A 13,546-nucleotide genomic window follows, 5' to 3' on the forward strand; every position below is an offset into this window, starting at 1 on the left:
GATAGACGAAGAGGTGATTTACCCATGAAGCAAGGGGACCTGGTCGTCCGCAAATCGTATGGCGGTGACGTGCTGTTCAAGGTAGAGGCTGTTCGTACACATACCGCGGTTCTGAAGGGCACGGATTATCGATTGCTTGCGGATGCTCCGATTCCTGACCTATCGGTCATACGAGATCCGGAAACGACAAGCGCGGTTCAAGAAGTGCGAATTAAAGTCAATGATTCCTTAAAACGGATGCATTCCGAGCGAGAGCGTCAAGCTATGGAGAATGAAGACCATATCCGGCATGCGATGCAGCAGAGCCAGCCATTTTTTGAAGTGCCGGGTAAGGTGCTTCATCTCGACGGCGACGGTAACTATTTGAAGAAGAGCATGCAATTGTACAATACGATGCATGTCCCTTCGCATGGACTTCACGTACATGAATCGCAAATGGCTGATGTGCTGTACCGACTGCTGCCGCAAATACAACCTGATATTGTCGTCATTACGGGTCATGACGGTGTTTTGAAAAATCGTGGCCAAATGGATCTGTACAGCTTAAGCAGCTACAAAAACTCGCAGCACTTCGTGAACGCCGTTCGTGTCGCGCGCGAATATGAGAAGAACCGTGATGGTTTGATCGTAATTGCCGGAGCTTGCCAGTCCCATTTTGAGGCATTGCTGCAGGTAGGCTCTAACTTTGCAAGCTCACCTGGCCGCATATTGATTCATGCGCTGGATCCGGTCTATATCGCGATTAAAGCCAGCTATACATCCATTAAAGACACTGTGAATTTGTCTGATGTTATTCATGGTACGATAAGCGGGATCGACGGCGTAGGCGGCATCGAGACGATGGGACGCTTCCGTGTAGGGCTGCCTAAGCCCAAAATAACGGCATCCAGCTCGGTATTAAAGCAATAAATAGTCAGTCGTAGCTTTGGTTAAGATGACCCTTATCCTACGAAGTAGGGTGCAAAATAGCCGCTGGATAAGCGTAAATATACATATTGAAGTGTAATCAACTTCTTAATATGTATATTTTTTGCATGCCTATGCATCATTTTTTAAAAAATGGGTGAAATCACCGTTGACAAGTAAATATTCCTACTGATATAATATTTTGCTTTGTTTGACAAGCCTCCTCTTTTTGGTTATAATGAACAAGGAAAGAGGTGGTAGTGGACAATGGCAAAAAATGCGCTATTGGATATTAAACGCAGCTTGGAAGCTCATGTTGGCTCCAAAATACGTCTTCGAGCGAACGGTGGCCGACGAAAGACCATCGAACGAACCGGTACGTTGGAAGAAACCTACCCTTCTGTTTTCATTGTTAAGCTGGATGAAGAACAACACGCCTTCAAGCGTGTCTCATACAGTTATGCGGATATACTGACTGAGTCGGTGGAAGTGACCGTATGCAATGATGAAGGTCAAGTCCGTATCGCCCATTTGCAACAGTAGAATATATATCGCCTTAAGGCATGTTAGCGCAGAAAGCATCTGCGCTTTTTTTTTGTAAATAAGCATAGCTCCCGCAATATAGCTGGTTGGCCCTCTGTGTATCGTTATCCTTGAACGGAAGCATACTAGCTAGGCAATTGTGACAAAGGCACAGAGAATCAGGTGACAATTCAGAAGCGGAGGTTTTGCGAATGGGTCGACGCAGACGCGGCGTCATGTCGGAGCAATTGAAATATGAGCTGGCCAAGGACTTGGGATTTTACGATACGGTTCAGCAAGAAGGCTGGGGAGGCATTCGTGCGAAGGATGCCGGAAACATGGTTAAACGCGCGATACAGCTTGCAGAGCAAGCTGCTGCCAAGAACAACCAGCCTTAGATCAATAGCGTATTTCGGCATAAAAAAGCTAAGCGGAAGACGTCCGGATATAAACGGATTGTCATCTCTTAGCTTTTATTGCGTTCGTTTGATATAATGTTGCTTAAAGCTTATGGACGAACGGGTGAACTCATCGGATGAAAATTTATGAAAAAGCGCCAGCCAAAATTAATTTACTGCTCGACGTGCTCCGCAAGCGTGATGACGGGTACCATGAAGTCGAAATGATTATGACAATGGTGGACCTCGCTGACCGACTTGAAATGGAAGAGCTGCCTAGAGATACGATCATTATCTCTAGCCAAGTCGGCTACATACCGCTAGACGAGAAGAACCTGGCCTTTCAAGCGGCTAGGCTTATTAAAGAACGTTATGACGTGAAGCAAGGCGTTTATATTCATTTGGACAAAAAAATACCGGTCGCTGCAGGTCTTGCTGGAGGCAGCAGCGATGCTGCCGCCGCGCTGCGCGGGCTCAATCGGCTATGGAAGCTGCAAATCCCAGAGGACGAGCTATGCCGTTTAGGAGCGGAGCTCGGCTCGGACGTTCCTTTCTGCGTCACAGGCGGAACCGCTATAGCCCGCGGCCGAGGCGAGAAGCTCGAGCATATCGAGAATCCGCCGCAATGCTGGGTCGTGCTTGCAAAGCCGCCAATCAACGTATCGACAGCAGACGTGTACGGACGATTCCGTGCCAATGAGCTGAAGGAGCATCCATCCATACCCAATATGGTCCGTGCGCTTGAGCAGGGCTCCTTCACCGATATTTGCGAAGGGCTCGGCAATGTGCTGGAGAATGTCACGCTAGGCCTCTATCCGGAGGTCATGCAGCTGAAGGAAAGCATGATTCGTCTCGGAGCTGACGGCGTCCTTATGTCGGGGAGCGGGCCGACTGTATTCGGGCTTGTTTCGAAGGAAGCCAAGCTTCCGCGCATTTATAATGGGCTTCGCGGTTTCTGCAAAGAAGTATATGTGGTAAGAATGCTGACATAGGACTGACGTTCTTCTTGATTAAATCCGTATAAAAATGTTATATTGACATTATATTATTCGGATTTAGTGGGGGGAGATGTGTTTGAAGAAGTTGAAACGGAGCTCGCGGTTGGTAGAAATGACTCAATACCTGTTAAGTCGTCCCCACACGTTAATTTCACTGACAGCATTTGCTGATCGATATCAATCGGCAAAGTCTTCTATAAGCGAGGACCTGGCGATTATTAAAGAAGTGTTTGAGGAAGAAGGCATTGGTGAGCTCCATACCCATGCAGGAGCTGCGGGCGGAGTGAAGTATACGCCAAAAATGCAAGAAGCGACGGCTCTTACGATTATGACGAGCATATGCCGCCAGCTAGAGCAGCCTGAGAGGGTTCTTCCCGGCGGCTATTTGTATATAACGGATATGTTAGGCCAACCGGAGCTGCTTGCCGATGTCGGAAGGATGTTTGCTACCGCATTCGCAGACCGGAAAATTGATGTCATTATGACCGTAGAAACGAAAGGCATTCCGCTTGCTTATGCAACGGCTGCCTGCTTGAATATTCCGGTCGTCATTGTGCGTCGCGATAATAAGGTAACGGAAGGCTCAGCGGTAAGCATCAACTACGTGTCGGGTTCAACCAAGCGTATTCAGACGATGTCTCTGGCCAGACGCGCGCTCAAGGAACAGTCACGCGTCCTTATTATTGATGACTTCATGAAAGCGGGCGGGACGATCCAAGGCATGATGGATCTGCTGTTCGAGTTCAAGGCTATCGTTGCGGGCGTCGGCGTATTTGTCGAGTCTGGCGAGGTAGAGCTGGAAGAAAGGCTGCTTGAGGACTATATTTCGCTCGCCAAGCTGACGGCTGTTGATATGAAGACCAAGCAGACGACGGTCATTCCAGGCAATTATTTTCAAACGTAACGATGTGCAGCAGCATACTCATTCATATTATCTCTTATGGAAGGCTGGGACCTAAGTGACAACAAAACAACCATTGCAAGTTATTTCAACGGACAAAGCGCCTGCGGCGATCGGACCGTATTCGCAAGCGATTAAGCTCGGCGGGCTATTGTTTACTTCTGGACAAATACCGCTTGACGCATCGGGCGAACTTGTTGAGGGCGGCATTGAAGAGCAGACCCATCAAGTATTCCGCAACTTGGAGGCCGTGCTTGCGGCTACCGGTGCGAGCTTTCAGGATGTCGTGAAGGCGACTGTATTTATGAAGGATATGAACCAGTTCTCGACGGTAAACGGCATTTACGCCACTTACTTTGGAGAGCATAAGCCAGCTCGGTCTACCGTTGAGGTAGCAAGACTGCCAAAGGATGTTTTTGTCGAAATAGAGGTCATTGCATCGACAATTGTCGAATGAAAACGAAAAAGATTCAATTTAAAAAAAATATTTTAAATAGAGCATGATTTTACCAAAAATGTAGAAGGAATTGGCACAAAAACGTGGAAGTATACACCAAGTCTCTGATAGACAAAGGTGGTGAACACAAGTGCAAATTACTGATGTCAGACTCCGCCGCGTAAATTCCGAAGGGCGTATGAAGGCGATCGCATCCATTACTATTGATAATGAATTCGTTGTTCACGATATTCGTGTCATCGATGGAAACAATGGTATGTTCGTTGCAATGCCAAGCAAACGTACTCCGGATGGAGAATTTCGGGATATCGCTCATCCGATCTCTTCAACAACTCGGGAGAAAATCCAGGCTGCTGTTCTCGCTGAATACGAGCGTGCCGCAGAATCAGAAGAAGTAGTCATTGAAGAAGGCGCTTAAACAAAGTTTTTTTCGAGGTTGGGGTTGATTGGAGAAGAGAGCCATGGCTCTCTTTTCTTTTTTTTGCAGTTTTCTGATAGAGTCGATACATAGGATCGGCGTAATTGAGCTACAGCCTAGATATAAGTAGGAATAGACGGCCCATTAGCGTTAACGCTTGGAAATCCAAGAACATCTTCGTATAATGGAATATAATATAGCTAGTAAATGGCGAAATGCTGCAATGAATATCGATAGACGATCTAGGGGGTCTTTTAATTGAAGGTTATGGCGATTGTGCTTGCTGCCGGACAGGGCAAGCGAATGAAATCGAAGTTATATAAAGTGATGCATCCGGTATGCGGCAAGCCGATGGTCGGCCATGTGCTGGACGTAGTCAAAGAAGCGGCAGCAGAACGTGCAGTCGTCATCGTTGGACACGGTGCGGAAATGGTTAAGTCGTATTTGGGTGACCGTGCAGAATACGTGCTGCAAGAGCAGCAGCTCGGTACGGGGCATGCCGTGCGCCAAGCAGAAGCGCTGCTTGGCGATGAAGAAGGGACGACGATCGTCATTTGCGGCGATACTCCGCTTGTGAAAGCTGCAACGATTACAGCGATGCTTGAGCTTCACCATTCGAGCGGGGCGGCTGCAACCGTATTGACGGCAGCTTTTGCCGATCCAACCGGTTATGGACGCGTTATTCGGGGAACTGACGACACCGTGCAGCGGATCGTAGAGCAGAAGGACTGCTCTGCCGAGGAAGCTGCCGTTAAAGAAATTAATACAGGCACATATTGCTTTGACAACAAAAAGCTATTCGCGGCCCTCGCAAAGGTAACGAACCATAATGCGCAGGGTGAATATTATTTACCCGATGTAATTGGCATCTTCCGCGAGACCGGACAATCGGTTCAAGGTTACTGTACGACTGATTTAGCCGAAGCGATTGGTGTAAACGACCGCGTTGCGCTTGCAGAGGCTGAAGGCTTTATGCGCGAGCGGATTAATCGCAATCATCTGCTAGGCGGCGTAACGCTAATCGATTCATCGTCAACCTATATAGAGGCTGATGTTCAAATCGGACCGGATACGGTTATTTACCCGGGTACCGTGCTGCGCGGTTCAACGGTTATTGGAGAAGATTGCGTGATCGGGCCGCAGGCGGACATTGCGGACAGTACGGTAGGAAATGGCGTAGCCATCAAATATTCGGTTGTAGCGGAATCAATTGTTGGCGATAAGAGCGCAGTGGGACCTTATGCCAATCTGCGTCCAGGCTCAAAGCTCGGCATAGGCTGCAAAATCGGCGATTTTGTCGAGCTTAAAAATGCATCGCTTGATGACGGTAGCAAGGTATCCCATTTAAGCTACGTCGGCGATGCAAAGGTCGGCAAAGACGTAAATATCGGCTGCGGCGCGATAACGGTCAATTATGACGGCTACAATAAATTCGTAACCGAGATCGGCGACAATGCGTTTGTCGGAAGCAACGTCAACTTGATTGCTCCTATAAAAATCGGTGATGGCGCATATGTCGTAGCGGGTTCAACGGTAACGCATGACGTTCCAGCCGGCGATCTTGCTATCGCGCGCGAGCGTCAAGTGAACAAAGCGGGCTACGCGGACAAAATCCGTGGACGTGCCAAAGCAAAGAAAGATAAAGGCAAGCAATAATTCGGTTCTTAACGAAAACATGCAGGGGAGAATTCTTAATTGAATTCTCCCCTGCATGTTTTTTTAAGTAATGAGAAGGAATTAAAAGTTTAATTTTTGACGGGAGTGGGTAAGTTATAGGGAAATGATTTACGATGCTTCGTTTAGTATTTCTAAACAAAGCAAACTTTAGGAGGTAATCGATATGGCGATAGCTATGAAGGCGGATCAACGAACGGTCGCGACGAAAGGCGAGTTGCGCCAATTGCGGCTCCAAGGAAAAATACCAGGCGTGATTTACGGAAAACAATTAGACCAAGCAGCGCAAGTGGCTGTGGATGGCAAAGAGCTGCAAGCGCTGCTGCGTAGCCATCCGAATGCCGTGCTGGAGATTAATATTCCTTCACACGGAAAAACGTCTGTGATGATATCGGAGATCCAGCGGGATTCATTAAGCCGTCAGGTGCTGCACGTGGATTTCCATCAAATAAATATGAATGAAAATGTCCGTGCCAATGTCCGCATACAAGCGGAAGGAGATTCGCAAGGGGTGCGTGAAGGCGGAATCCTCCAAATTATCCTACATGAGCTTGAGGTACAGTGCTTGCCGGGCAGTATTCCTGATGCGGTGGCTGTAGATATCTCCGCGCTAGAGGTTGGCGGAAGCTTGCTGGTTAGCGAATTGAGCCTGCCGAAAGGCGTAGAGGCGCTAGCTGATCCAGAGCAGGTTGTCGTAACTATACTGGCGCCGCAGAAGGAGCTTACCGAGGAAGAAGCAGAGAATGCAGCAGTGGAAGCTGCAGAGGCCGATGCCCGTTCCAAGGAAGAGCAGCTTGAAGGCGTCAAAAGCTTGTAGTGATATCTGCTTAGCAGGAGATAGATGCGTAGCGCAATCGGCGCCGTCCAGAATGAGGACGGCGTTGTTTGCTGTTTGTTTGAAAGGTAAAACTATTTATGTATCACGCGATATAGTATTCTTCTGCTTCTACGAGGAACGGATATCTTCCTCTTGCAGAACGTCGTAGACGCTTCTTATCGGAGGCTTAACCGAATAGATACTGCCTACGCCGGATACGTCTACGTGTTTACGCTTGCAATAGATTATGTTACATTTGTCCGTAAAGGAGTGGAGCAAGCGATGAGGTGGATTGCAGGACTAGGCAATCCTGGCGGCGCTTATCAAGGGACTAGGCATAATGTCGGGTTTATGGTCATTGACGAGCTGGCAAAGCGCTGGGGTATTAACGTAACGCAAAATAAATGCAAAGCATTAATCGGCGAGGGCAATGTGCAAGGGATGAAAGTCATCCTTATAAAGCCGATGACATATATGAATTTATCGGGTGAGTCCGTTCGATCGTTCCTCGACTACTTCAAGGCGGATCTAGCAGACGGGGTCGTGGTATATGATGATTTGGATACTGAAATCGGCAAGCTGCGTCTTCGCTATCAAGGAAGTGCTGGGGGCCATAATGGAATCAAGTCCCTCATCCAGCATTTGGGCACGCAGACATTCGATCGCGTTCGAATGGGCATATCTCGGCCGCAGCCGGGCATGAACATTGCCGATTATGTGCTTTCGTCATTTCCGAAGAGTGAGCAAGAGAAGCTGTCTGCAATGGTTTCGGACGCATGCGATGCAATAGAATTCAGGCTGAAGGCTCCATTCGAGGAAACAATGGCAAAGTTTAACCGTTAATCTGTTAAATTGCCATTAAGCGGGCATACTGAAGGGAATAACAACCCTTCAGGAGGCATACATATGGCTGTAAACTATATCTGTCGGCATTGCAGAACGTCAATCGGTTCCCTAAGTGGGTCGGATATTACTGAGCAGCAGCTCGGTTTCCATTTCTTGACCCCCGAAGAACGCAGCGATATAATAGCGTATGACCCAAATGGAGATGTAACGGTAAAGGTCGTTTGCGATTATTGCCGAGAGGCGATTGATGCGAACCCAGAGCTTCATTTGGTAACAAGTCCACTTCAATGACGGCAAGTAAATGTTGTGAGCCTTAGCGGTTTGGCTGAGGCTTCTTTTCAATGTACAGGGAGCGATCGTATCACTCTCCGATTGTGTATAGAAACGGGGTGTCGCAAAAGTTGAAAGCGTTAATTAATGCTTTTGCCGCGGATGCGGACGTTCAGTCCGTCATATCCGGTATTCGTAAAGGCATGCGTGAACAGATGATATCTGGTCTCGCAGGCTCTTCCAGACAGGTGCTTATTGCAGCGCTGCAGGAAGATGTAGAGCGTCCTATGCTCGTAGTTACCCATAATATGTTCTCGGCGCAGAAGATCGCAGAGGATTTGCAGGAATGTCTTTCTCCAGATAGCGTATTGTTATATCCCGCCAATGAGCTGGTGGCTGCAGAAGCAGCGATCTCGAGTCCCGAGACGCTGGCGCAGCGAATGGACGTGCTGATCAAGCTGTCCAAAGGCTATCGCGGGATTGTTGTCGTGCCCTTCTCAGGGGTTCGTCGTTATTTGCCGATCAGCGGCGTGATGGCCGAAGCACAAATCGATGTAAAGGTTGGGGATTCGCTGCCAATCGATACGTTCCTTCGCCAAATGACAGCGCTCGGCTACGCGAGGGCTGACCGGGTTGAGCTTCGCGGCGAGATGAGCGTGCGCGGAGGCATTGTTGACTTTTATCCCATAACGGCCTCTCATGCGTATCGCATTGAATGGTTCGGAGACGATATTGATTCCATTCGCACCTTTGACCCGGCGGATCAGCGTTCTTCCGACAGGTTGGAGTCTTTTGTCGTTCCGCCATGCCAGGAGCTTCTAGCAGACGGGCACCGTATGGAAGTTGCGGCTGGCCACGCGCAGCAGCTGCTTGAGAAGCAGCTCGACAAGATGACGGACCGAACGGCGAAGGACCGTCTCCGTACGGAGCTCGGCGGCGAGATAGAGAGATTGCGCGAGCATGTTTATTTCCCTGAGATCTATAAGTATGTTTCATTGCTGTATCCAGAGCGGCAAACGATTGTCGATTATATGCCGAGCGATACGCTGCTCATACTAGATGAGCCAACGCGCCTAATCGAGACGTCCAAGCAGTTGGAGCGGGATGAGGCGGAATGGTCGATGCATTTGCTTCAGAACGGCAAATCGCTGCCAGGCTTTGTATTGGCGCGCGATACGGAAGAGATCCTGCATCACCGTCCGTTCCCAACTTTGTTCTTATCCTTGTTCTTAAGACAAATTCCGCATTCGCAGCCTCAAAACATCTTAAATATGACCAGCCGTTCGATGCAAAATTTCCATGGACAGATGAATGTGCTCAAGACGGAAATGGAGCGTTGGCATAAAACAGGGGCAACGGTCATGATGCTTGCGGGCAACGCGGAACGCATGGAACGGATGCGGCGTGTTCTTGATGATTACAGCATTGAAATGCCGACGCTGCTGGAGGGCAACCTGCAGTCCGGATTCGAGCTGCCGTCTTCCCACCTTGTTATTATTACGGAAGGCGAGATGTTCTCGCAGAAGCAGCGCAAAGCTAGGAGATTGGATAAAAAGGTAGACAATGCCGAGCGCATTAAAAGCTACACGGAGCTTAAAGTCGGCGACTACGTCGTTCACCATAATCATGGTATCGGCAAATACGTAGGCATCGGTACGCTTGAGATAGCAGGCATTCATAAAGATTATTTGCATATCCTTTACGCGGGCGGGGATAAGCTGTCCGTCCCGATTGAGCAAGTGGACATGATTCAGAAGTATGTGGGCAACGAGGACAAAGAGCCAAAGGTCAACAAGCTCGGCGGCAGCGAATGGACGCGGGCCAAGAGCAAAGTAAAGGCATCTGTGCAGGATATTGCAGATGATCTCATAAAGCTGTATGCAGAGCGGCAAACGGCGCCAGGCTATTCCTTCGGACAAGATACCTCGTACCAGAATGAGTTCGAGGCGATGTTCCCCTATGACGAAACGCGTGACCAGCTTCGTGCGATCGAAGAGATTAAGAAGGACATGGAAAAAACGCAGCCGATGGATCGTCTCCTTTGCGGCGACGTGGGCTATGGCAAGACGGAGGTCGCTATCCGTGCAGCATTCAAAGCGGCGATGGACAGCAAGCAGGTTGCCGTTCTGGTACCGACCACGATTCTGGCACAGCAGCATTATGAAACATTCCGGGAGCGTTTTGCCGGTTATCCGATTAATGTTCAGGTGCTTAGTCGATTCCGCTCGCGCAAAGAGCAGAACGATACGATGAAGGGTCTGAAAGCAGGGACGGTTGATGTCGTTATCGGTACGCATCGCCTGCTTTCACAGGATATTATATTTAAATCACTGGGACTGCTGATCGTCGATGAGGAGCAGCGTTTCGGCGTTTCCCATAAAGAGAAGCTGAAAAAGCTGAAAACAAATGTCGACGTGCTCACGCTGACAGCGACGCCGATTCCGAGAACGCTGCATATGTCGATGCTCGGCGTGCGGGATTTGTCGGTCATTGAGACACCTCCGGAGAACCGCTTCCCGGTTCAAACGTATGTCGTGGAATACAGTCCGTCCCTCGTACGAGAGTCGATCGAGCGGGAGCTTGCGCGCGGCGGCCAAGTCTATTATCTCTACAACAGGGTGCAAGGCATCTATCAAATGGCCGAGCAGATTAATGCTCTCGTACCAGGAGCTAGAGTTGCGGTTGGGCATGGTCAAATGTCCGAGCAGGAGCTGGAGAAGACGATTCTTGATTTCCTTGATGGCGAGTCGGACGTTCTGGTCAGTACGAGCATTATCGAAACGGGCGTAGATATTCCGAACGTTAATACGCTTATCGTTCATGACGCAGATAAGATGGGACTCTCGCAGCTCTACCAGCTGCGCGGCCGTGTTGGACGCTCAAACCGAATAGCTTATGCTTACTTTACCTACCAGCGAGACAAGGTGCTTACCGAGGTAGCAGAGAAGCGTCTGCAGTCGATAAAGGAGTTCACGGAGCTCGGTTCCGGCTTCAAGATCGCAATGCGGGACTTGTCCATACGCGGGGCGGGCAATCTGCTTGGAGCCGAGCAGCATGGCTTCATAGCTTCGGTAGGTTTTGATATGTATTCACAGATGCTTGCCGATGAGATTGCGAAGCGCAAGGCAGAGATGAGCGGCGAGGAAATTAAAGAAGAGAAGCCGGTAAGCACCGTAATCGATGTCAGCATCGACGCTTACTTGCCGTCGGATTACATTTACGACAGCATTCAGAAAATCGAGATTTACAAAAAAGTCGCTGCCATTCGTACTTTCGAAGAGTCGGATGATGTAATCGACGAGCTGGTAGACCGGTTTGGCGATCTTCCGCAGGCAGTAAGCAATCTGCTTGCCGTTGCGCGAATGAAAGTATATGGGACGCAATACGGAATGGAGCAAATCAGCGGCAAGGGCGATGATATTCTCCTTCGTTTCGCAACGGGCGAGAAGCGCCGTATCGACCGAAAAAAGGTCGATCAGCTATGCCTGAAGCACGAGAACCGATTCAAGCAGGGAAGCGACCAAGAGCCGAATCCAAGCATCCTGCTCAGAGGCAAGGGATTGAACATGGAGCAGAAGATTCATATGATCGAGCAGTTTTTGCAAGGCTATAAAGATACGCTTCTGTATCAGGACCAATTGCAAAATGTGACCCCATAGACAATATTCGCTTTATATGTTCCTTTTCTGATACAATACTATCAAGTTCACAAAATGAAAGGGGATTCAACATGTTACACAATTCACGCAAATTGGCATGGCGCAAGAGCGCGCTGCTTATCGTGGCAGTGCTGCTAGTCATGACAATGGCGGCATGCGGCGCGAAAGAAACGGAAGTAGCAACCTACAAAGGCGGTAACGTAACCGATAAGGAATTCAATAAGTATTTGGATGTATTCACGGTTATTCAGCCTACTTACGCGCAGCTCATTGAAATTCCGCAATTTAAGGAGCAGTTGCTCCAGCAGTATATTTCTTACAAAATTCTTGGCAGCCAGGCTTCCGAGGCATCGGTTAAGACGGCTGAGACAGAAGTGGCTGAGCAAATGAAGCAATTCAAGGAGCAGCTAAAAACGAATACGGAATTGAAAGCGGCTTTGGATGAGAAGAAACTAAAAAACAAAGATATGGAAAACTACCTGCTACTCACCTCGAAGGTTGTGGCACATATGAATTCCCAAGTAACAGATGAGCAAATGAAAACGGAATATGAAACGAATCTAGTCAATTACGCTACCGTTTCGGTGCGTCATATTCTTGTTGCAACAAAAACAACGGATCAAACGACGCAAGAGGAGAAAGAACTCCGTACAGCCGAAGAGGCTTTGGCACGTGCCAAAGAAGTGAAGCAGAAGCTTGATGCAGGCGGAGATTGGACAGCCCTTGCCAAAGAATATTCTGACGATCCAGGCTCCAAGGAAAAAGGCGGGCTTTATGAAGACCAGAAGAACGGCAATTGGGTAGAAGAATTCAAACAAGCGTCATTCAAACAAGAAATTGGCGTTGTAGGCGAGCCGGTAGAAACCGAGTTTGGCTACCATGTTATTCTTGTGGAAAAACGCGATACGCCGGCATACGACAAAGTGACCGATGCGACTAAAGAAGAAGTGAAAAGCGCTGTCGCATACACGCTCATGAACAAATATATGACGGACGAGCTGCCTAAACAAGAGATTGTCAGCAAGCTGCCGAAAGCTGAAGAAGAAGCACCTGCAAGCGACGCGCCTGCCGGTGACGATGCAGCGGCAACAGATGTTCCAGCTACGGATGCGCCTACAGAGGCACCTGCGACGAAATAAGAAGTATAGAGGCTTGCCGGACCCTTTAACCGTTCTATGGTTAAGGGGTCTTTTTGTAAAGTATGGGGGCAAGGAAGGATGGCAGGATGAAAACGAGTCAGTATTTGCTCCGCAAGGCGACAAGTCTCGTGTGTAAAGCGGGCGATGCGTCCACCGTGCTTGATATTACAGCGCCAAGCATAGTGGCGATTAGCTTGCAATTACGGAGCAGATAGATCTATTCGTTACGATGCTGATTCAGCGGGCCGAAGAAAATAAAAATAAAAGATGCATGAAAAATCACTTGGAGCGTAATAGAAGCTCCAGGTGATTTTTTTTGTTTTAATGTAAGTAAATATATCATAAAAGAAGCTGGTTAAGAATAACTAAGAAGGATATCATTTTATTGTGTAAATATACCTAACTCAAAAACAATAAAAATCCCCCTAAAAGCCTATTTTTGAGTGAAAATCTATCCCTTGAAAATTTTGGTGTAAAGTATATTGACATACATATTCTGGTCATTCTATAATGAATCCACGAACGTTAGAAAGTGTTTTGT

At 48.5% G+C, this 13,546-nt stretch carries 14 protein-coding genes; all 14 read left to right on the forward strand.

Annotated elements, in window-relative coordinates; all coding sequences use genetic code 11:
- Nucleotides 1–24 precede the first annotated feature (24 nt).
- Nucleotides 25–909 (forward strand): sporulation peptidase YabG, encoded by an 885-nt coding sequence (gene yabG, locus AC0YN3_RS30175; protein ID WP_475778609.1) that lies wholly within the window; start codon nt 25–27, stop codon nt 907–909.
- A 264-nt stretch (nt 910–1,173) separates the two neighbouring features.
- Nucleotides 1,174–1,449, forward strand: a complete 276-nt coding sequence (gene veg / locus AC0YN3_RS30180) for a biofilm formation stimulator Veg (RefSeq protein WP_053373389.1) — start codon at nt 1,174–1,176, stop codon at nt 1,447–1,449.
- A 191-nt stretch (nt 1,450–1,640) separates the two neighbouring features.
- A complete protein-coding gene (locus AC0YN3_RS30185; protein WP_475778610.1) occupies nt 1,641–1,826 on the forward strand; it encodes a small, acid-soluble spore protein, alpha/beta type in 186 nt (61 codons plus the stop codon).
- Nucleotides 1,827–1,963: 137 nt separating this feature from the next.
- Entirely contained in the window at nt 1,964–2,818 is an 855-nt protein-coding gene (gene ispE / locus AC0YN3_RS30190; protein WP_183571222.1) for a 4-(cytidine 5'-diphospho)-2-C-methyl-D-erythritol kinase, read from the forward strand.
- A gap of 82 nt (nt 2,819–2,900) precedes the next feature.
- A complete protein-coding gene (purR, locus tag AC0YN3_RS30195; RefSeq protein WP_441946352.1) occupies nt 2,901–3,728 on the forward strand; it encodes a pur operon repressor in 828 nt (275 codons plus the stop codon).
- A 55-nt stretch (nt 3,729–3,783) separates the two neighbouring features.
- A complete protein-coding gene (locus AC0YN3_RS30200) occupies nt 3,784–4,182 on the forward strand; it encodes a RidA family protein (protein ID WP_475778611.1) in 399 nt (132 codons plus the stop codon).
- 130 nt (nt 4,183–4,312) lie between these two features.
- Nucleotides 4,313–4,600, forward strand: a complete 288-nt coding sequence (gene spoVG / locus AC0YN3_RS30205) for a septation regulator SpoVG (protein ID WP_183571227.1) — start codon at nt 4,313–4,315, stop codon at nt 4,598–4,600.
- A 258-nt stretch (nt 4,601–4,858) separates the two neighbouring features.
- Nucleotides 4,859–6,256 (forward strand): bifunctional UDP-N-acetylglucosamine diphosphorylase/glucosamine-1-phosphate N-acetyltransferase GlmU, encoded by a 1,398-nt coding sequence (gene glmU, locus AC0YN3_RS30210; protein WP_475778612.1) that lies wholly within the window; start codon nt 4,859–4,861, stop codon nt 6,254–6,256.
- A 184-nt stretch (nt 6,257–6,440) separates the two neighbouring features.
- On the forward strand, nt 6,441–7,091 hold the full coding sequence (locus tag AC0YN3_RS30215; RefSeq protein WP_475778613.1) for a 50S ribosomal protein L25: 651 nt from the start codon (nt 6,441–6,443) through the stop codon (nt 7,089–7,091).
- Between the two features lie 282 nt (nt 7,092–7,373).
- Nucleotides 7,374–7,934 (forward strand): aminoacyl-tRNA hydrolase, encoded by a 561-nt coding sequence (pth, locus tag AC0YN3_RS30220; protein WP_475778658.1) that lies wholly within the window; start codon nt 7,374–7,376, stop codon nt 7,932–7,934.
- 63 nt (nt 7,935–7,997) lie between these two features.
- Nucleotides 7,998–8,228, forward strand: coding sequence for an anti-sigma-F factor Fin (locus AC0YN3_RS30225; RefSeq protein ID WP_475778614.1), 231 nt, complete (start codon nt 7,998–8,000; stop codon nt 8,226–8,228).
- A gap of 50 nt (nt 8,229–8,278) precedes the next feature.
- A complete protein-coding gene (gene mfd / locus AC0YN3_RS30230) occupies nt 8,279–11,866 on the forward strand; it encodes a transcription-repair coupling factor (protein WP_475778615.1) in 3,588 nt (1,195 codons plus the stop codon).
- Between the two features lie 71 nt (nt 11,867–11,937).
- Nucleotides 11,938–13,005, forward strand: a complete 1,068-nt coding sequence (locus AC0YN3_RS30235) for a peptidylprolyl isomerase (RefSeq protein WP_475778616.1) — start codon at nt 11,938–11,940, stop codon at nt 13,003–13,005.
- An 86-nt stretch (nt 13,006–13,091) separates the two neighbouring features.
- Nucleotides 13,092–13,220, forward strand: a complete 129-nt coding sequence (locus AC0YN3_RS30240; protein ID WP_475778617.1) for a hypothetical protein — start codon at nt 13,092–13,094, stop codon at nt 13,218–13,220.
- Nucleotides 13,221–13,546: the final 326 nt, after the last annotated feature.

This window comes from Paenibacillus sp. J22R232 (assembly GCF_056269165.1).